We start from the raw sequence: 17,629 nt of genomic DNA, 5'->3' as shown, positions 1-17,629 counted from the left end.
GCAAACTCCTACCGTCGCCTCGTCACCGCCGCCGGCGTGGTGTGCTCGACCAGCCAATGCAGCACCGATCCCAACGGTGTCAGCCTCTCGGCGCACCAGTCGACGAATCCGGCGCTGTTGACCACCGGCGGCACCTGCTCGATCCGCATCACGTGGAAACCGTCCCGGATCGCCCACTGTGCGGCCGTCCCGCCGGCCGGGAACCCGGCCGGCGGCCGTCGTCGGGTGGGCGGTGACACGGTCGCCCCGGCTTCGGTCAGCGCGTCGACGTGACCGTCGAGCTCGGCGAGCGCGACGGGATCGTGCAGCGCCGCCCGGTAGCGGTCCAACGCCGGGCCGGCCCGGAGAAACACCCCGGTCCCCAGATGGACCTCCTCCGGAGTGAGCCGGATCAGCAGCGCCGGATCGGTTCGCGGGCCGGCGTCGCCGACCCACAAGGCCATGTCCACGTGCGGCTTGTACGGTGGCTGATCCCGGTTGAACCGCACGTCGTTGGCGATCCGGAACAGACTGCCGCCAACCCGCGGATCCACCCGCAGCCCGTCGATCCGCGGACGCAATGTGTCGGCGAGCGCCGTCACGAACGCCTTCGACGGCTCCAGCAGCTCCCGCCGGTAGGCGTCCCGGCCGGCGTCGAAGTACGTCCTCGTGTTCGTGTCGGCCAAGCCGGCCAGGAAGGTCAGCCCGAACCCGGCGAACCGTGGCCCGATCGGAGCGAGAACCTCGCCGGCCACGTGGGTCTTCGCCTCGGCGAGCAGATCCCGCCACAGCTCCTCATCCGGGCGAGGCAGCGCCACCCACTCCCGGAACGTGCGTCCGGCCGGTGCGAACGGCACCCCGACACCGCCCGCGACGAGGTCGGCGACCCGGCCGGGCGGCAGCTTCACCAGCAGGGCCTTCGTCCGGTGATCGAGCGAGGCGAAGAACCGCCCGTCAAGACGCACGCACGGCAGCCCCATCATCGTCGACCGCGTCACCGCCGGATCGGAGAACATCGGTTCGACCAGATCCCAGAACAATGGCTCACCGTCGACGTCGCCCTCGACGTCGACGGAGTCGTCCTGGGTCACGCCGCCGGCCCGGCCGGGACGAACAACGCCACCACCGCCCCACCCGGGTCGGCCACCAGGACAGCCGACCCTGCCGGCCCGGCCCGCTCCTCCCGCACCACGCGTCCACCGAGTTCCACCGCCCGCTTCGACGCCGCGGCGAGGTCGGCGACCACCACGTACGGCACCCAGCGGCCGGGCCGTTCAGCATCGACCGTCAGCCCGGCCCACGGCTGCTCTCCGTCGACCAGCCACCTGTCGTAGCCGCCCATCCCCGGTGCGGAGGTCCACCCGAACAGATCCCGATAGAAGTCGGCCACCTGCCCACCGTCGGCCACAGTCAGGTCGAACCACACGAACGGCGTCGTCATCCGCCCTACCCCATCCACGCTCACAGGCCCGGTCGAGCCTCCTACCCCGATAGATCCCGCCCGGGCGGTGAACTCATCGGTCCCGTCACACCGGGCAGGTACCGTCCGAAACGTGGATTCGGAATTCCAAGACCTCGTCGCACCGCATCTGCCAGCGCTGCAGCTGCACTGCTACCGGATGCTCGGCTCCTACCACGATGCCGAAGACGCGCTGCAAGACACCCTGCTGCGGGCCTGGCGAGGCCTACCCGGCTACCAGCACCGCGCGCCGCTACGGCACTGGCTGATGCGCATCGCCACCACCACCTGCCTCAAGGCCATCGAACGACGCGGCCGAACACCGGCTGCCACCGTCGAGATCACCTGGCTGGAGCCCTACCCGGACGCGCTCATCGACCAGCTCACCGACCCCGACGCCGACCCCGCCGCGATTGTCGGCAACCGTGAAAGCGTCGCCCTCGCGTTCATCGCCGCGCTGCAACTGCTCCCCGGCAGCCAACGCGCCGTCCTCATCCTGCGCGACGTCCTCTCCTGGCCCGCCGCCGACGTCGCCGCGCTGCTCGACACCACCGTTCCGGCCGTCAACAGCGCCCTGCAACGGGCCCGCGTCACCGTCACCAACGGCGCCGCGACGCCACGGCCTCTTGACGACCGGGACAAGGTCGTCCTCGACGCGTTCCTGCACGCCTGGCATACCTGCGACATCCCCGCCCTCGCCGCACTGCTGCGCGACGACGCCAGCCTCACCATGCCGCCCGAAGCCATCGAGATCACCGGGCGCGACGCGGTCGCCGCGTTCTTCGCCACCGTCCCCGCCAACGGCCGCCTCGACACGATCCCGCTCCTCGTCACCGCCGGCAACGGCCACCACGCCGTCGCCGCTTACCTGCCCGACCCCACCGGCACCTGCCGCGGGTACGGCATCATGCTCCTCACCACCCATGCCGGGTCCATCACCACCATCACCGGGTTTCCCAGCCCGACCCTGTTCCCGGTCTTCGACCTGCCGGCATCCCCGCAGGCAACACTTCGTTACAACCAGTGACGTCTCCGACGCGCGAGGCCCGTTCGGTCATCGACCGTGCAGGCGTTCGGCGGGATCGAAATGTGTTCCTGATGTGATCAGACGTAGCACAACCGTCGAGCACAACCCGAACCAAACCAGCACGGGCGCCCGCCGCCTGCGAGCCTGGCGCTGCCGGTGGGAAGGTGGATCGCGTGGATCTGCGGAGGGGTTCGAGTCCCTTCGGGCGCGCCACATCAAGAGGCGGTGACCTGCGGAAACGCTGATCAACCGCCTCTTGCGTTTCGTCCACTGTGGACCCGTTGGGTTCCGAAGGGGATCCGCTGTTTGGCAACGGTCCAGGTCGCGGGGCGTGCTTTGAGATCCGTTCGTGCCGGCTGGTCCGGATCATGGACTGGGATGCCATGACGTCAGCCAAGATCAAGTGGGTCCCCGGATCGTGGTCCAGGCCCAGTCCCCGCACCCTGGCTGAGGCACACCGCCCAGTCGACCCTCGTCCGGGCCGCTCACCGCAGCCGATACGCATCCGGATCTGATGCCGATGAGCGCGCACTCGATCTTGGTGGCAGCAACGCGGCCTGCTGGCTGTTGCACGTTGCACCTCCGAGCGCCTGGGCCGTCGTCGGCCAAGACCGGGCTCACCGGTCCGGCCGACCGCTCGAGTGGGTCACGCTGACCGGGACGGGCACGTTCCCGCACGCTAACGTCCGCCTCGACGCCCTACCGCGCTGGTGGAGGAGGCTCAGCTGGGCCTCGGCCGACGGCGACGCCGCAATTGCCAGGCCGGCCCTGGAATTCCTGCGCGGCTGCGACCCCACCGCCGTACCCTTCAGCGCCTCGACACCGCGCATCCGGAAGACGTCCGGGGCGAGGAAGGCACACTGCGCGTACGCCTCGCATCGCGTCAGGTTCACCACGACCCTCATGACCCCAGCGTCGGGCGAAACCGGCCCATCCCGCCCCGCCCCAACGGGTGAGGGTTGGGGCACGGGGTCGCGGAAAACTGGAACAAGGTCCTACGACGGGAGGGCATCCACATGACGCAGACCAAGGGCGCGGCGATCGTGACCGGTGCGAGCCGGGGGATCGGCGCCGCGATCGCGCAGAAGCTGGCCGATGACGGGTACGGCGTGGTGGTCAACTACGCCGCGGACGCCGACGGCGCCGAGTCCGTCGTCTCCGACATCCGGGGTCGCGGTGGGCGGGCCGTCGCCGTGCGCGCGGACGTCACGGCACCGCGCGACGTCGCGGAGCTGTTCGACCGGGCACGACAGGAGATCGGCCCGCTGGCCGCGCTGGTCAACAACGCCGGATCGGCCGGCGACCAGGCTCGTATCGACGAGCAGGATGCAGAGCACCTGACCCGCCTGATGCAGACCAACGTCGTGGGCCCCATGGTCTGCGCCAAGCACGCCGTGCAGGCGATGTCCACCGCGCGGGGCGGCACGGGCGGCTCGATCGTGAACATCGCCTCGATCGCCGCCCAGGCGCCCCCCGGCATCCAGGGATTCGTGCCGTACGAGGCCACGAAGGGCGCCGTGGTGTCGTTCAGCCGTGGCCTGTCGCACGAGGTCGCCCCCGAAGGGATCCGGGTCAACAGCGTCTCGCCAGGTGTCATCGACACGCAGATGTCGGCCGGAACTCGAGGAGCCAAGGAATCCGCCGTGAGTAGTCCACTCGGTCGCGCCGGTCGGCCGAATGAGATCGCCGACGCCGTGTCGTGGCTGATCTCCCCAGCGGCGTCGTACGTCACCGGCAGCGATATCACCGTCTCCGGCGGGCTCTGACCGACCGATCCCGGACGGGTGATCGCGTCAAAACGTGCGGCAACGCCGCCAACCTCCGCGCCTCACGCGACCGACGGCGCACCGCGAGACCAACCACCGACTGACCACGCACACAGCCAGCGAGAGCCGGTTCAGTGCCGGCGGACCACGTCCCACGCCGTGACGAGGCGGTGCGGAGGCCACCACGGATACGGTCACGGACGCATCGTTCAGCCCGAGCCGGCCGGCGACCGGTCATGCACCCTCCGAGCTACCGGGGGAGCCTCAGGTTCGTTGTCTCGACCAGGTCGGGCTGATGAAGACGGGCGCCCCGGGAGGTTCCCGGGGCGCCCGCTGCGTGCTGTTTGTTCAAGCCGGTACGGTCACAGGCCGGCGTGGTTGGTCATCGACATCGCGATACGGGACCACCATGCGAAGTTGTTCGTGTTCTTGGTGGTCTGGACTCGGTGCCAGATCTGGCCGTCGCCACCGATGGCAAAGACCTCGATCAGGCCGTCCTGGCGATTGAAGAGCGTCGGGTTGCTGTAGATGAGACCGCTCAGGTTCTCCCATGCGGTCCACGAGCTCGGGTCGGATGTCGAGGCCTGCTTGATCGACCACAGGTTGTCGTCCTGGCCGCGGCCCATGATGACGACCGTGCCGTCGTCGTTCTGGGTCAGCGCGAGCGAGTGCAGGTACTTCGGCGAGCCCACCGGGACCCACCAGGCGAACGAGCCGTCGCTGTTCTGCAGGCGGTTCCAGATCGAGTGGTCACCGCCGACGGCGAACACCTGCAGCCGCCCGTTGTTGTCCAGCACGGCGACCGGCTCGCTGTAGATGAGTCCGCCCAGGTTCGTCCAGGCGCCCCAGGTGCCGTCGACGGCCTGGACGCTGGTGTACAGGTTGTTGTCCGAGCCGCGCGCGAACATCTGCGGACGGCCGTCGCTGTTGCGCACGATCGGACCCGACATCTTCATCGTCGCGCCCGGCGCCACGTAGACGTCCAGGCGCAGGTTCCGGGCGGCGCCGTCCGAGTCCACACCCGCTGCGACCAGCGCGTGGCTTGTCGCGTCGAGGTCGCTCGGGATGGCGACCGTCTGGGTGAAGTCACCGCTGCCATCGGTGATGACGCTGCCCAGCTGGACCGGGGTCGAGTACATCGTGATGATCACCGTGGAGTACGGCGCGTAGCCGGACCCCTTGATCGTGACCTGCTGTCCCGGCTCTGCGGCGTTGATCGGGCCGGCGTCGGTGGTGAGCGACGCATCCGCCGTCGGTGCCGTCGACGGCGTCGTCGGGGCCGTCGGCGTGACGGAGTTGGACGCCGCGCTCGCCGCCGAGTTGCCGACGGCCGACTGGGCCACGACCGTGACGGTGTAGGGCACGCCCGCGTTCGCGCCGAGGACACAGCTGGTCTCGGTCTTGGACTTCGTGGAGCAGGTGGCCGGGCCCGGGTTCGCCGTCACCGTGTACCCGGTGATCGGCGAGCCGTTCTCGGTCGGTGCCGTCCAGGTAACCTCGATCGACGACACGCCGGCCGTCGCCGTCGGTGCCGCCGGTGCGTTCGGGGCGTTCCCCGGCGCGGGGGTCACCGTCAGCGTCGCCGCGCTGGTGGTCGCGCTGCCGAGCGAGTTCTGGAACACCGCACGGTACTGCGCGCCGTTCTGCTGTTCATTCGTGGTGAACGTCAGCGTCGTATTCGTTTGGCTGCTCATGTCGGTCCAGCTGCCGTTCGGGAGCTTCTCCTGCCACTTGACCGTCGGGGTCGGGTTGCCCGAGGCCGCCGCCGTGAACGTGGCGGTGCCGCCGGCGCTGCGCGACTGCGCGAGCGGCTGCGTTGTCACCGCCGGCGCCGCCGTGTAGGAGAACAGGGTGTTGTTGCTGCTGGACATGCCACCCGGCGCGGTGACCACGACCGCGGCGTCGCCGGCGGCGTGCGCCGGGGTGGTCACCTTGAGGCTGGTGGCGGTGACCGCCGTCAGGCCGGTGCCGTCCGTGCCGTCGAAGGTGACCTTGGTGGCACCGGTCAGGTTGGTGCCGGTGATGGTCACCTCGGTACCGCCGGCCACCGGGCCGGTCGGCGGTGACACGTCCGTCACCGTCGGCGCGGCCATATAGGTGTACTCCACTGTGCCGTCGGACGTGCCGTCCGGCGTTGTCACCTCGACCGCGGCGTTGCCGGCGGCGTGCGCCGGGGTGGTCACCTTGAGGCTGGTGGCGGTGACCGCCGTCAGGCCGGTGCCGGCCGTGCCGCCGAAGGTGACCGCGGTGGCACCGGTCAGGTCGGTGCCGGTGATGGTCACCTCGGTACCGCCGGCCAGCGGGCCGGCCGCTGGTGACACATCCGTTACCGTTGGTGCTGATGCTGCGTGTGCCGGCGTGGCCACCGCGACAGCCGCCGCGGTGAGGGCGAGGGCCAGCGCCGTGCCGGCCCAGGTTCGTCCGCGGGATGCCGGTCCCCTGCGGATGTTCGTCGTTGCGAACACTTTCCCCCCGTACAGGTGTTGGAGCGGCACCTGGTGTCGCTCGTTCTCCCCGAACGTAGATCAAATGCGAATATCTTTTGTGACCCTCCGCCGGATTCGCACCCGAAACGCCGGGCCGAACCGGTGGCAGATCCGTCGGCGCTGCGCAGACGGCAGAACCGGCGAGTGACGTGGTTCGGGTGCGGCAGGCGGCCGTCGGGGCGAGTGGGACGTTGTCCCGCCACCCCCGGCCCGCTGGTCGCGAACCGCGCCGTGGTCGGCGCGTGGGAGCGGTTCAAGCTGGTCACCAACCCCGACGGCAGCCTCGGCACGTCGGCGTGCGTGGCGATGTGGTAGCCGGCGAAGTCGCCGTTGACCTGCCGGCCGGTTCCCGGGTCCCGGACACTCGCCTCGTGGAGAGCCGTGGACAAGCCCATGAAGAGCAGCATCGCGACCGTGTCATGGCCGAGATCCCGACGGGTCGCCGCGAGGGCGATCGTCTCGGGTAGCGGACGAGGCCGTCGGTCTCGGGCCGGTTGAGGAGTTCGGCGCGGACCCGGTGGCGGGCGGCTGCGCTCGGAACCGGCGTCGTGCTCTCGCCGGGCGCCCCAGCACCGGCCGAGCGCGCCGCCGTAGCTGTCGCCTGGATGACAGAGGATCGACTGCAACCACTCTTCGGGCTGGGGCGTGTTGTCGCCGTACGACCGGAACGCCGGTCGCGATGGGGAGGAAGGGCAGTGTGAGCACCTTGCTTGACGGGGGCAGAGTGGAGAGTCCGTCCGACAGCGGACCGCCCGCCCGCACCAGCGGGTTCGACGAGTTCTACGCGGCCTGTTTCCGGCCGCTCACGGTCCAGCTGTTCGCCTACACGGGTGACATGGCCGCGGCCCAGGACGTGGTGCAGGAGGCGTTCTGCCGCGCGCTGTCGCGGTGGAAGCGGGTCGCCGAGCTCGACGATCCCGCCGGGTGGGTCCGGCGGGTCGCCTGGAATCTGGCCACCAGCCGGTGGCGGCGCGCCCGCACCGCGATGGCCTTCGCGCGCCGGCACCGCGAGGAGCACGTGGCCGCGCCGAGTCCCGATCGGGTCGCGCTCGCCCAGGCGCTGGCGACCCTGCCGGAGCAGCAGCGCCGCGCGGTGATCCTGCACTACCTCGCGGACCTGCCCGTCGCCGAGATCGCCCGCCAGGAAGGTGTTGCCGAAGGCACCGTCAAGTCCTGGCTCCACCGCGGCCGTGCCGCGCTCGCCGCCCAGCTCACCGAGAAGGAGCCCCGCCGTGCCTGAGTTCGACAACGACGCCCTGCTCACCAGCGCCTTCGCCGACTTCAACAGCGAGGTGTCGACCTTCGTCAAGCCCGCCGGCACGGCCGCCGCACGCACCACGGTGCAGCACCGGCAGAAGGTGCGGACCATCGCCGCGGGGGCCGTCGCCGCCATCGCGATCGTGACGCCCGTGGCGGCGTACGCGGCGATCGGTACCGACTCCAATGGTCCACCGGCCACGCCCGGCGTCTCCGTCAGCCCGGTCGAGACGACGACGTCGCCGGCCGCGCCCTCGACGGCGCCGAGCGCCACCGCCACCGCGCCGGACGGGCGGATCAGCAAGACCGACCTCGGCAACGCGACCCTCACCATTCCCGCCTGGCCCAAGGGCTTCGACGAGGGCTGCGGCAAGGGAGCGGTGAAGTTCAGCGGCGGCAACGGCGGCGCCCACCCGCCGTTGAAGTTGGAGGGGGACCCGGCGTACGTCGACGTCGACCACGACGGGGCGCAGGAGACGGTCATGCTCCTGTCCTGCAGCCCGCAGGGGTCGGACTACAAGGTGCTCGCCTTCGACCGCGACGCGAGCGGCAAGATCGTCACCCTGGGGCAGGTGGTCGGCAGCGCCGGCAGCGAGGGCAAGCAGGGCGCCGACATCGAGACGATCTGGTCCGTCCAGGCCGGCGACGACGGTCAGGTCAAGGTCGACGTCGGCGAGTTCCGGCCGTGCTGCGACATGGCGCAGGCGTCCCAGCACCAGTGGCGCACCTACGGCTGGAACGGCAATGCGTTCACCCAGACCGGCGGCCCGCCCGTGTTCGGCCCGAACCCGAACACCGTCGAGGTGTCCGTCACGGTGGACAAGCTCACGATGACCGCGGCCGGCCCCGGCACCCGCGAGGGCACGCTCAAGGTGACCGTCCACAACACCTCGCAGTTCGCCACGCCCGGCAAGCTGCGGGTCACGGTCGGGCTCCCCGACTCGTGGACGATCCAGGCGATCTCGGGCTGCACGATCAAGCCCGGCGAGATGCCGGTGCCCTGCCTGAGCGGCAGCATTCCGGCGGGCGGCAGCAAGGTCTACGCCATCAAGGTGGTCGCGCCGATCGAGTCGAACCAGTCCCAGGGCGACGTCTGGGTCGGCGCGCAGGACGACAAGGGCGCCACCTACCCGGACAAGCGGACCAGCACCACCGCGAACTTCCAGATCGTCCAGGGGTGACGCTTCGGTTCCCATGCCCGGGGTAGTTCCCGGGCATGGGAACTCTGGAAGGAACTGTCGCGCTCGTGACCGGCGCCTCCAGCGGAATCGGCGAGGCCGCCGCGCTCGCGCTGTCCGAGCGGGGGGCCGCCGTGGCGCTCGCGGCGCGGCGGGCGGACCGGCTCGCCGCGCTCGCCGGGCAGATCGAGGGCAACGGCGGGCGGGCGTTGGTCATCGAGGCCGACATCACCGAGCGGGAGCAGGCCGAGGCGGCCGTGCGCCGGGCCGTCGACGAGCTCGGGCGGCTCGACACGCTCGTCAACAACGCCGGGGTGATGCTGCTCGGGCCCGTGGTCGACGCGCCGGTCGAGGAGTGGGAGCGGATGATCTCCGTCAACGTGATGGGGCTGCTGTACTGCGCCCGAGCCGCCCTGCCGCACCTGCTCGAAAGCGCCGGGCAAGAGCCGCGCCGGGTGGCCGACATGGTCAACGTCAGCTCGGTCGCCGGACGCATCGCGCGCAGTGGCAGCGGCGTCTACAACGCCACCAAGCACGCCGTCGGGGCGTTCAGCGAGGCCCTGCGCCAGGAGGTCACCGGGAAGTTCGTGCGCATCTCGCTGGTCGAGCCCGGCGCCGTCGCCACCGAGCTGGCCAGGCACAACCGGCCGGAGATCCTCGAGACGATCAAGCAGCGGTTCGAGGGCCTCGAGCAGCTCCAGGCACCGGACATCGCGGACGCCATCGCCTATATCGTCGCCCGGCCCCGGCACGTGGCCGTGAACGAGATGCTGGTACGGCCCACACAGCAGCAGAGCTAGCCGTACGTCGCGGACCGGTCGGTCGGCACGAAGATCCCGCTCGCGGTGCTCGTCGTGGCGCTGGTCAGCGTCGGCGACGGCATCGTCGGGCCGGAGGGTCTGGTACCGACGCGCTGGAAGCCGCCCCTGCCGCTGACGCTGCGATCGCGCGCGCGGATACCGTCGGCGGAAGCTTTCACGAGCTCCGGATCTCGGCCGACGCGTAGAACCACACGCTGTCCTCGGAGCCGTTGGCCAGATACTTGATCACCTTGTTCAGCGGCAGCGTGAACCCGCCGTCGCCGGTCGACAGCACCGACGCCACGGGCAGTCCCCGGTCGCCGAGCACGCGCCGGACGTCCGGGTACGCCGCGGTGAACACGTCGTAGTCGATCCAGTCGTAGCGGCGCTCGGCGGTGTGCCGGATGATCTCGCCGGTGTAGGCGCCCGCGCGCAGCACGGTGCGGGCCCAGTCCGGGCCCATGCGCTCGGGGCGGTGCTGGTGGAGGTACTCCAGGTAGGCGTCCACGACCTTCAGGCTCTCCAGCGTGCCGTCCAGCGCGGCCCGGTCGAGCCGGTCGGCGTGCACGACGTCCTCGCCGTCCGGGTCGCGCAGGTGCCCGGTGAAGAGCGCGGCGAAGTCGTTGAAGATCTCGTTGACGTCTTCCATTCGCGCGAGTCTAGATGAGTCGGATGGCCATTTCGTCCAGGTCTTCGGGGTCGGCGACGGCCTCGATCGCGGTGATCTTGCCGTTGATGACCGTGAATGCCAGGGCCAGGTTCACCGCGGCGACGAACGCACCCGGCAGGCCCTCGATGTCGGCCAGGCGCGCGCCCGTCGCGCGGCCGTTGAAGAAGGCCGCGACGACCTCCGCGCCGCGCGTCTCGCCGTGGCCGCCCATCCGCGCCGCGGTCTCGTCGGCGCGCATGACCACGTCGGGGTCGAGCAGCGTCAGGAGGGTACCGAAATCGCCGCACCGGGACGCCTGGAGAAACGCCGCCACCACCTCCCGGTTGCGGCGCTGCTCACCGGGGCGCGCCGGGCCGTCCTGGACGCGGCGCCGGGCCCGGCTCGCGAGCTGGCGGGCGGCGGCCGGGCTCTTGCCGACCACGACGGCGATGTCGTCGAACGACACCGCGAACATGTCGTGCAGGACGAACGCCAACCGCTCGGCCGGGCTGAGCGTGTCCAGGACCACGAGCAGCGCCATTCCCACCGAGTCGGCCAGCAGCACCTCCTGCTCGGGGTCGTCGGCCGTGGCCGTCGCGCCGGCCTCCGGCAGCGGATCCTCGCGACGGCTGGTGCGGGCGCGCAGCATGTCGAGGCAGATTCGCCCGACCACGGTGGTGAGCCAGGCGGCGAGGTTGTCCTTCTCCCGGTCGTCGCGGGCCAGCCGCAGCCACGCCTCCTGCACGGCGTCGTCGGCCTCGGCGGCCGAGCCGAGCATGCGCTGGGCCACGGCCCGCAGCCGCGGTCGCAGCTCCTCGAACTGCCGGGCCAGCGCCTCGTCGCCGGTCATGTCCACCCCTTTTGTGGCCTACGCCACATTCGTCACGTTATCGCGAGTGCGCTCGTCAAACGGGCGACGAAGCAAACCGCCCCGATGTGACAGGAGACGACGATGTCGAAGGCTCGAATCGACACCACCACGACGGCCAGTGCGGACGTGGTCAAGGCGATCAACCTGCTGTACAAGGCCGCGCACTCGGCCGGCGTGCCGCAGAGCACGCTGGAGCTCGTGCACCTGCGGGCGAGCCAGATCAACGGCTGCAGCCCGTGCGTGGACTCGGGGGCGCGGGCCATGCGCAAGGCCGGCGAGACCGACGAGCGCCTGTTCTCCGTCGCGGCCTGGCGCGAGACGCCGTACTTCACCGACGCCGAGCGCGCCGCCCTGGACCTGGCCGAGCACGCCACCCGCCTCGCCGACAAGGGCGACGCGGTGCCCGACCCGATCTGGAACGCGGCCGCGGAGCACTTCACGGACGAGCAGCTGGGCGCGATCGTGCTGTGGATCGCGACCACGAACTTCTTCAACCGCATCAACGCGGCGACCCGCACCCAGGCGCCGCAGATCTGGGGCTGAGCCTCACTCGCAGACCGCGGTGTACCGCCCCCAGCCCCCCTCGACCTGCTGATCGGTCACGTCGACGTCCACGCCCGGCAGCTCCGCGGCCGGCCCGTCGACCTCGGGCAGCGGCTCGCCCGGCGCCACGTCCACGACGGGCCGCCCGGCAAACGTCTCGGCGCTCGCGTGGAGCGTCACGGCCCGAACCTAACGGGCGGCACCATGACATCGGTCATGGTGCGGCGATGACGACGGGCAGGAGTGCGGCGGCCCGCTCGCTCATACCGTCGTAGCCATGACCGAGAAGAACATGAACCGCACCCTCGCCGCCGTCCTCGCCATCGCCGCGCTGCACGTGCTCGCGATCGGGGTGACGCTCGTGGCGCTCGGGTCCGCCGGCATCGGGGCCGCCGTGCCGCACCTCGTGCTCGCCGTGCTGCTGCCGCTGCGCGCGTACAAGCTGCGCAGCGGGCGGCCCAAGGCGCGCCGCATCCTCACGCTCGTGCTCGGCATCCAGATTCTCGCGCACGCCGCGCTGCCGGGCGTGATCGCGCAGATGCCCGGCTACGCGGTGCCGATCGTCGCGCTCCAGGCGCTGTCACTCGTCGGCGAGGTCGCCGCGATCGTGTTCCTGTGGGCGCCCGCCGGCCGTCGCGAGCAGGTGGCCATGGGGCGTTAGCTCGCCCTCCCGGGCGGGGCGCACGGCCTCGTGGGACACCTGGAATCCGGCCTCCCGCAGCAGCCCGGCGAGCTCGCCGGGCTGCTGGCGATACCAGGTCACGTCGAGCTCGAGCCCGTCGTGGGAGTCGCGGTGTTTGGCGTCGGAGCCCACCTGGTACGCCAGCATCAGCACGCCACCGGGGCGCAGGACGCGGCGGAACTCCTCGAACACGGCCGGGCGCAGCTCCCACGGCACGTGAATGATCGAATAGCAGGCGAGCAGGCCCGCGAGGGAGCCGTCGGGGATGTCCAGGTCGAACATCGAGCCGACCTCGAAGCGCAGGTGCGGATTGGCCGCGCGGGCGATCGCGATCAGGGCGGGGGACAGGTCCACGCCGAACGCGTCCAGCCCCAGCTCGGCCAGGACCGCGGTGAGGCGGCCCGCGCCGCAGCCGACGTCGGCGACCGGGCCGGGCGCGTGCAGTACCGCCGCCGCGAACAGCTCCAGGTGGGCGCGATCGGACGGGTCCGAGCTGATGATGTCGAGATGGCCGGCGGAGAGCGCGTCGTAGGAGCGGGCGGTCGCGGGTTCGAAATCCGGGCGCGTCATGTCGGGCACGTCATCAGCCTTCAGGAGCATGGCTGACATCGGCAAGGTGCCGCGTGCGAGACCGTGACCGGATCGGCCGTCGACCCCGCCCTGCGCCGGTCCCGCGCACCCTCCGCGCCGCGCTCGACCTGCTCGCATGGCGGCGCCGAGGCTCACGTGAGGCAGCGCGAGGACATCCCCGGCTGCTACGCTCCGGCGTCCGCCTGCTCCCAGGGCCCCGGAATGCCCGGAGCTACGCCAAGGCGTGACGCAACCCACACATTGAGGAGACTCCCACGTGCGACGGCTTTTGACCGTAGCCATCCTCACCGCGCTCGTCGGCACTGCCGCCGCCTGCGGTGACACCTCCGACAGCGGCACCTCGGCCGCTTCCTCCACCGGCGCCACCGCCGCCGCCACGTCGAGTCCCACGCCCGACGTGAAGGCGAACACGAAGCAGGTCTGCGGCAAGGCCGAGGCCGTCATCACCGAGGCGAACGTGAAGCCCATCGGTGAGCAGATCGGCATCATGATCGCGGCGAAGGGCTCGAAGAACAAGCAGGCCGAGACCGCTGCGGCGGCCAAGGCCAAGGAGCTCGCCGACGCGCTGGCCGAGCAGCTGCGCGCCCTCAAGGCCGAGGCCGTGGACCCGAAGCTGCAGGCGGCGCTGGACAAGGGCGCCGACGGCATCAAGCTGTTCGGTTCGCCGGAGTACCTGTCGAAGATCAACTCGATCGCCGACATGGACAAGCTGACGAGCGACATCGACGCCGCCAGCAAGGACCTCGAGGCGATCTGCGCCTGACGCTGCGTGTGGTGGTGCCCCGCTCTGCGTCATCGCGGGCGGGGCATCGCCGTTTTTCTCAAGCCGAAGTTGTACCGCTGTGGCAGGCTTCCCGACGTGGTAGATCCGTCGGGTGTCTCCACCCTGGACGAGCTCTCCGGACTCCTGCGTGACCTGCGACGAAGGCAGGCGCGGCGGGTCCGGTCGTCCCCGTTGACCTTCGGCGAGATGGCCGCGCGCACGGGCTGGCCGCACGCCGTCATCGGCGCGTACTTCGACGGCCGCGCCCTGCCGCCCGCCGAGCGCCTGGAGGCGCTGCTCCGCCTGCTCGGCGCCTCGCCGGCCGAGTGCTTCGCCTTCGCTTCCGCCCGCTCGCGCATCGAGACAGTCCTGCCCTGGTCCCCGGCCGCCGCCCGCTCGCCGGCGCTCGGGAGCTCGGCGCCCGGCGCCGGGTCGCGGGCCCTCCCGCCGCCACCGCCCGGTTTCGCGGGGCGAGCCGGTGTCGTCGCGCGCCTGGACCGCCTCCTGCCCGGCGCGCGGGCCGTGGTCATCGGCGGCGCGGCCGGCGTCGGCAAGACGGCCCTGGCCGTCCACTATGGACATCGCGTCGCCGACCGCTTCCCGGCCGGCGCCGTGTTCCTGGACCTGCGCGGTTCCGACCCGTCCGGCCCACCCCTCCCGCCGGCCGAGGCGCTGCGCGTCCTGCTCGACGCGCTCGGCGTGGCCCCGGCCGACCTGCCGCTCGGGGTGGCCGCCCGCACGGGCCTGTTCCGCACCCTGACCGCCCGCCGCGGCGTACTCTTCGTGCTCGACGACGCCGCCGACGCCGCCCAGGTGCGTCCGCTCCTGCCCGCCGCGGGCGACAGCGTCGCCCTCATCACCGGCCGCGGCGGCCTGTTCGGGCTCGACGCGGCTGGGGCGCGGCCCGGACGCTCCGCCGCGGTCGAGGGCGATACCGTCGACGGCGTCGGCGGCCGCTCCGGCGGCGGCCTGGCGAAGCTGTCCGAAATGGACGGTGCGGCCACGGTGGTGCTGGACGCCATCGACCGCACCGAGGCGCGGGCCGTGCTGGCCGCGCGCGTCGGCGCCGAGCGGGTCGCGGCGGAGCCGGACGCGGTGGACCGCATCATCACGTCGTGCGGCCGGCTGCCCATGGCACTGGCGGTGGTCTCGGCGCGTGTGGCGCTGCACCCGGACCTTCGGCTGGCCGCGGTGGCCGACGCCCTGACCGAGGCGACGGCGTTCTCCTGGGCCTACGACCGGCTGACCCCGGACGCCCGCCGCCTCTTCCGCGGCTTCGGCGCCCACCCGGGCCCCGACCTGTCACCCGCCGACGCCGCCGTCCTGATCGCAACCGCCGCAGACCCCATGGAAGGCACCTCTTCCGCGCGTGTCTTCAGTGGACGGTTAGCGGCCGATGCTCTCGCCGAGTTGGGGCGGGCACGGCTCGTCACCGAGGTGCGCCCCGGCCGATACGCGATGCACGCCCTGCTCCGCGAGCACGCGGCCGCCCGCACCTCCGACGCCGAGCGCGGCGCGATGCAGGACCGGCTCGTCGAGCACGGCGCCGAGTTCGCGGTGCTGGGCCTGGCCATGCGACGCGGCCGGCACCGGGATGCCTGGCGCATCGCCGAGGCCGTCGACGCCGAGCTGGACGCCGCCGGTCGGTGGGACGACCGGATCGCCGCGCAGGCGATCGCCATCCGCGCGGCCGAGCGCCTGGGCGACCCGGCCCTGCTGGCGAGGGCCCAGCGCGCCCAGTCCGCCGGGTACCTGCGCACCGGCCAGCACGAGTCCGCCCTCCGCCGCCTGCGCGAGGCCGCCGACTGCTTCCTGGCCCAGGGCGAACCGGCCGCGGCCGCCCGCTGCCGCCAGGACCTCGCGGCCCTGCTGGAGTCGATGGCCCGCTTCGCCGAGGCCATCGTCCACGACGAACTGGCGCTGGCCCTCTTCCGCCGGGCCGGCGACCGCCACGGCCAGGCCGCCGCCCACGCCGCCGCGGCCTGGCACTACGCCCAGGCCGGCCGAGCCGCCGAGGCGGTGGCCCACGGCGAGGCGGCCCTGTCGGTGCGCGGCGACCTGGACGACCCGCACGAGGTGGCCGCGGCCCTGGCGCACCTGGGCCGGGTCCACGCGGCCCTGGGCGAACGCGACCGCTCCCTGGAACACCTGCGCGCGGCCCTGGACCGCTACACCGAGCTGGGCGACCGCCTGGACGAGGCCGACACCGCGACCCGCCTGGGCGACGCCTTGGACGGCGCCCCGGCAATCGGCCTGTGGCGACGGGCCCACGCCATCTACGAGCGCCTGGGCCACCCGTCCGCCGAGACGGTCGCCGCCCGCCTGGGCATCTAGCCTCACCGCGCTCGGCCGGGGTCGCCAACGTCCCATCGCCAGTGCGCACAGTGTGCCGATCGGCGAACCAGCTCATCCACGGTGCCCGTCCGACGGGATCGGCCTCTCCTCGGACATGATCGACTCGGCGGTGTGGAGGTGAAGGATTTTCGCGGGACATGCCGGACGGCCATCGAACGGGTTTAATCACCGCATGACCTCCGAAACGCCCGGCTGGGACGCGATCGACGCGGCGCTGGAGCGGATCTACCCCGGCGTCGAGCCACGTCACCTGGGCACGGTCCGCAAGTGGGCGCTCGGCGGCCCGGATCCGCTCGACGGCATCAGCTTCTATCCCCGGCTCGATCCGGTGCCCCACTGGCACGCGATCTCCTACGGCATGAGCGAGCTCTACGGCAAGCAGTCCGACAACCCCGACGAGTCCGGCTGGGGCTTCGAGTTCACCTTCCGCATCGCCCGCGACCGGGGCGAGACCGAGCCGCCGATCTGGGCCGCGAACTTCCTGCAGAACCTGGCCCGTTACGTCTTCCAGACCGGCAACTGGTTCGAGCCCAACCACCACATGGACCTCAACGGCCCCATCGCGCTGGACCGCGAGACGCTCATCCGGGCCGTCGTGTTCACCGAGGACCCGGAGCTGGGCGCCATCGACTCGCCCAACGGCGCCGTGCAGTTCCTGCAGGTCGTGGGGATCACCGCCGACGAATACGCCGCGACCCAGGCCTGGAGCGTGCGCGACTTCCTCGAACTGCTCGCCCGGCGCATCCCCTTGCTGGTCACCGACCTCGCCCGGGCGTCCGTGGCCGCCGACCCGGAGGTGGCCGAGACGGTCGAGGAGGGCCGCCGCCTCGACGGCTCCGCCACCGCGACCCTCGCGCTGGCGGAGTTCGGCTGGCGCCCCGACGGCGACCTGGTCCGCCTGGTGATGGGCGCGCACGTGGTCCCGGTGGTCGCCGAGACGCTGCTCGGCCGCCTCCCGTTCGGCCGCACGCTGCGCCTGGACGGGCCCGAGAGCAGCGCCGAGTTCGCCTCCGGCAGCTTCTTCGTCGGCACCGCGCCCGGCACCGAGGACCTGCTCGAGGTGGTGCTCACCGGCGAGGCGCTCGACGGGCTGCTGCAGGTGCTGGTGCCCGTGGCCGGCGTCCGCGCGGCCCCCGGCGCGGAGCCGCTGGTCGTCGAGGTCGTGCGCTCGGAGATTCGCGACCCGCAGGGCGACATCGTCCGGACGATCGGCTAGCCCCGTC

The 17,629-nt window shown here is 71.9% G+C and carries 19 protein-coding genes; 11 read left to right on the top strand and 8 right to left on the bottom strand.

The window, feature by feature from the left end:
- Window positions 1-8: 8 nt before the first annotated feature.
- Window positions 9-1,070 (bottom strand): DUF2461 family protein, encoded by a 1,062-nt coding sequence (locus ACQP2P_RS44145; RefSeq protein ID WP_433611397.1) that lies wholly within the window; start codon window positions 1,068-1,070, stop codon window positions 9-11.
- Window positions 1,067-1,420 carry a VOC family protein gene (locus ACQP2P_RS44140; RefSeq protein WP_433611395.1) on the bottom strand — a complete coding sequence of 118 codons (354 nt, stop codon included), beginning with the start codon at window positions 1,418-1,420 and terminating at the stop codon, window positions 1,067-1,069. Before ACQP2P_RS44140 ends, ACQP2P_RS44145 begins: the two co-directional genes overlap by 4 nt.
- A 112-nt stretch (window positions 1,421-1,532) precedes the next feature.
- On the opposite strand from ACQP2P_RS44140, the gene ACQP2P_RS44135 reads away from it, so the two are divergent.
- On the top strand, window positions 1,533-2,465 hold the full coding sequence (locus tag ACQP2P_RS44135; RefSeq protein WP_433611393.1) for an RNA polymerase subunit sigma-70: 933 nt from the start codon (window positions 1,533-1,535) through the stop codon (window positions 2,463-2,465).
- Window positions 2,466-3,481: 1,016 nt separating this feature from the next.
- The gene (locus ACQP2P_RS44130; RefSeq protein WP_433611391.1) at window positions 3,482-4,231 is read left to right on the top strand and encodes an SDR family NAD(P)-dependent oxidoreductase; all 750 of its coding nucleotides are present in this window, start codon (window positions 3,482-3,484) and stop codon (window positions 4,229-4,231) included.
- A gap of 362 nt (window positions 4,232-4,593) precedes the next feature.
- Here ACQP2P_RS44130 and ACQP2P_RS44125 read toward each other — a convergent pair whose 3' ends face one another.
- Window positions 4,594-6,552: an IPT/TIG domain-containing protein gene (locus tag ACQP2P_RS44125; RefSeq protein ID WP_433611389.1), complete on the bottom strand. Its 1,959-nt coding sequence runs from the start codon at window positions 6,550-6,552 to the stop codon at window positions 4,594-4,596.
- Window positions 6,553-6,900: 348 nt separating this feature from the next.
- Here ACQP2P_RS44125 and ACQP2P_RS44120 point away from each other — a divergent pair, with 348 nt between their 5' ends.
- The 4 genes from ACQP2P_RS44120 to ACQP2P_RS44105 all read left to right on the top strand — a co-directional run bounded on the left by ACQP2P_RS44120 (window position 6,901) and on the right by ACQP2P_RS44105 (window position 9,952).
- Window positions 6,901-7,032 carry a hypothetical protein gene (locus tag ACQP2P_RS44120; RefSeq protein ID WP_433611387.1) on the top strand — a complete coding sequence of 44 codons (132 nt, stop codon included), beginning with the start codon at window positions 6,901-6,903 and terminating at the stop codon, window positions 7,030-7,032.
- Window positions 7,033-7,441: 409 nt separating this feature from the next.
- On the top strand, window positions 7,442-7,957 hold the full coding sequence (locus ACQP2P_RS44115; RefSeq protein WP_433619529.1) for a SigE family RNA polymerase sigma factor: 516 nt from the start codon (window positions 7,442-7,444) through the stop codon (window positions 7,955-7,957).
- A complete protein-coding gene (locus tag ACQP2P_RS44110) occupies window positions 7,950-9,155 on the top strand; it encodes a hypothetical protein (protein ID WP_433611385.1) in 1,206 nt (401 codons plus the stop codon). Before ACQP2P_RS44115 ends, ACQP2P_RS44110 begins: the two co-directional genes overlap by 8 nt.
- Before the next feature lie 35 nt (window positions 9,156-9,190).
- Window positions 9,191-9,952, top strand: a complete 762-nt coding sequence (locus tag ACQP2P_RS44105) for an SDR family NAD(P)-dependent oxidoreductase (RefSeq protein ID WP_433611383.1) — start codon at window positions 9,191-9,193, stop codon at window positions 9,950-9,952.
- Here ACQP2P_RS44105 and ACQP2P_RS44100 read toward each other — a convergent pair.
- The 3 genes from ACQP2P_RS44100 to ACQP2P_RS44090 are packed head-to-tail and all read right to left on the bottom strand — an operon-like array spanning window position 9,949 to window position 11,451.
- On the bottom strand, window positions 9,949-10,131 hold the full coding sequence (locus ACQP2P_RS44100; protein WP_433611381.1) for a hypothetical protein: 183 nt from the start codon (window positions 10,129-10,131) through the stop codon (window positions 9,949-9,951). The genes ACQP2P_RS44105 and ACQP2P_RS44100 overlap by 4 nt on opposite strands.
- Window positions 10,128-10,601 carry a hypothetical protein gene (locus ACQP2P_RS44095; RefSeq protein ID WP_433611379.1) on the bottom strand — a complete coding sequence of 158 codons (474 nt, stop codon included), beginning with the start codon at window positions 10,599-10,601 and terminating at the stop codon, window positions 10,128-10,130. The genes ACQP2P_RS44100 and ACQP2P_RS44095 overlap by 4 nt, the downstream gene beginning before the upstream one ends.
- 10 nt (window positions 10,602-10,611) lie before the next feature.
- A complete protein-coding gene (locus ACQP2P_RS44090; RefSeq protein WP_433611377.1) occupies window positions 10,612-11,451 on the bottom strand; it encodes a sigma-70 family RNA polymerase sigma factor in 840 nt (279 codons plus the stop codon).
- Window positions 11,452-11,553: 102 nt separating this feature from the next.
- Between ACQP2P_RS44090 and ACQP2P_RS44085 the strand changes: the two genes are divergently transcribed.
- Complete coding sequence (locus ACQP2P_RS44085) at window positions 11,554-12,015, top strand: carboxymuconolactone decarboxylase family protein (RefSeq protein ID WP_433611375.1); 462 nt, start codon at window positions 11,554-11,556, stop codon at window positions 12,013-12,015.
- A gap of 3 nt (window positions 12,016-12,018) precedes the next feature.
- Here ACQP2P_RS44085 and ACQP2P_RS44080 read toward each other — a convergent pair whose 3' ends face one another.
- Window positions 12,019-12,195 (bottom strand): hypothetical protein, encoded by a 177-nt coding sequence (locus ACQP2P_RS44080; RefSeq protein WP_433611373.1) that lies wholly within the window; start codon window positions 12,193-12,195, stop codon window positions 12,019-12,021.
- 97 nt (window positions 12,196-12,292) lie between these two features.
- Here ACQP2P_RS44080 and ACQP2P_RS44075 point away from each other — a divergent pair, with 97 nt between their 5' ends.
- Window positions 12,293-12,676: a hypothetical protein gene (locus ACQP2P_RS44075; RefSeq protein WP_433611371.1), complete on the top strand. Its 384-nt coding sequence runs from the start codon at window positions 12,293-12,295 to the stop codon at window positions 12,674-12,676.
- On the opposite strand, the gene ACQP2P_RS44070 is transcribed toward ACQP2P_RS44075, so the two are convergent.
- Window positions 12,596-13,267, bottom strand: coding sequence for a class I SAM-dependent methyltransferase (locus tag ACQP2P_RS44070; protein WP_433611369.1), 672 nt, complete (start codon window positions 13,265-13,267; stop codon window positions 12,596-12,598). The genes ACQP2P_RS44075 and ACQP2P_RS44070 overlap by 81 nt on opposite strands.
- Window positions 13,268-13,544: 277 nt before the next feature.
- Between ACQP2P_RS44070 and ACQP2P_RS44065 the strand changes: the two genes are divergently transcribed.
- From ACQP2P_RS44065 to ACQP2P_RS44055, 3 genes are all read left to right on the top strand, one after another.
- Window positions 13,545-14,051, top strand: a complete 507-nt coding sequence (locus ACQP2P_RS44065; RefSeq protein ID WP_433611367.1) for a hypothetical protein — start codon at window positions 13,545-13,547, stop codon at window positions 14,049-14,051.
- Between the two features lie 96 nt (window positions 14,052-14,147).
- Complete coding sequence (locus tag ACQP2P_RS44060) at window positions 14,148-16,385, top strand: hypothetical protein (protein WP_433611365.1); 2,238 nt, start codon at window positions 14,148-14,150, stop codon at window positions 16,383-16,385.
- 193 nt (window positions 16,386-16,578) lie between these two features.
- On the top strand, window positions 16,579-17,622 hold the full coding sequence (locus ACQP2P_RS44055; RefSeq protein WP_433611363.1) for a suppressor of fused domain protein: 1,044 nt from the start codon (window positions 16,579-16,581) through the stop codon (window positions 17,620-17,622).
- Window positions 17,623-17,629 lie beyond the last annotated feature (7 nt).

It is taken from the genome of Dactylosporangium sp. CA-139114 (assembly GCF_050955725.1).
In the GTDB taxonomy this organism is placed as follows: Bacteria; Actinomycetota; Actinomycetes; order Mycobacteriales; family Micromonosporaceae; genus Dactylosporangium.
This window is presented reverse-complemented; position numbering and strand designations above follow the sequence as displayed.

Coding starts and splice junctions, on each gene's coding strand:
- ACQP2P_RS44070 (WP_433611369.1), bottom strand. CDS start 13,267: ATGACGCGCCCGGATTTCGAACCCGCGACCGCCCGCTCCTACGACGCG.
- ACQP2P_RS44085 (WP_433611375.1), top strand. CDS start 11,554: ATGTCGAAGGCTCGAATCGACACCACCACGACGGCCAGTGCGGACGTG.
- ACQP2P_RS44075 (WP_433611371.1), top strand. CDS start 12,293: ATGACCGAGAAGAACATGAACCGCACCCTCGCCGCCGTCCTCGCCATC.
- ACQP2P_RS44095 (WP_433611379.1), bottom strand. CDS start 10,601: ATGGAAGACGTCAACGAGATCTTCAACGACTTCGCCGCGCTCTTCACC.
- ACQP2P_RS44130 (WP_433611391.1), top strand. CDS start 3,482: ATGACGCAGACCAAGGGCGCGGCGATCGTGACCGGTGCGAGCCGGGGG.
- ACQP2P_RS44055 (WP_433611363.1), top strand. CDS start 16,579: ATGACCTCCGAAACGCCCGGCTGGGACGCGATCGACGCGGCGCTGGAG.
- ACQP2P_RS44140 (WP_433611395.1), bottom strand. CDS start 1,420: ATGACGACGCCGTTCGTGTGGTTCGACCTGACTGTGGCCGACGGTGGG.
- ACQP2P_RS44090 (WP_433611377.1), bottom strand. CDS start 11,451: ATGACCGGCGACGAGGCGCTGGCCCGGCAGTTCGAGGAGCTGCGACCG.
- ACQP2P_RS44105 (WP_433611383.1), top strand. CDS start 9,191: ATGGGAACTCTGGAAGGAACTGTCGCGCTCGTGACCGGCGCCTCCAGC.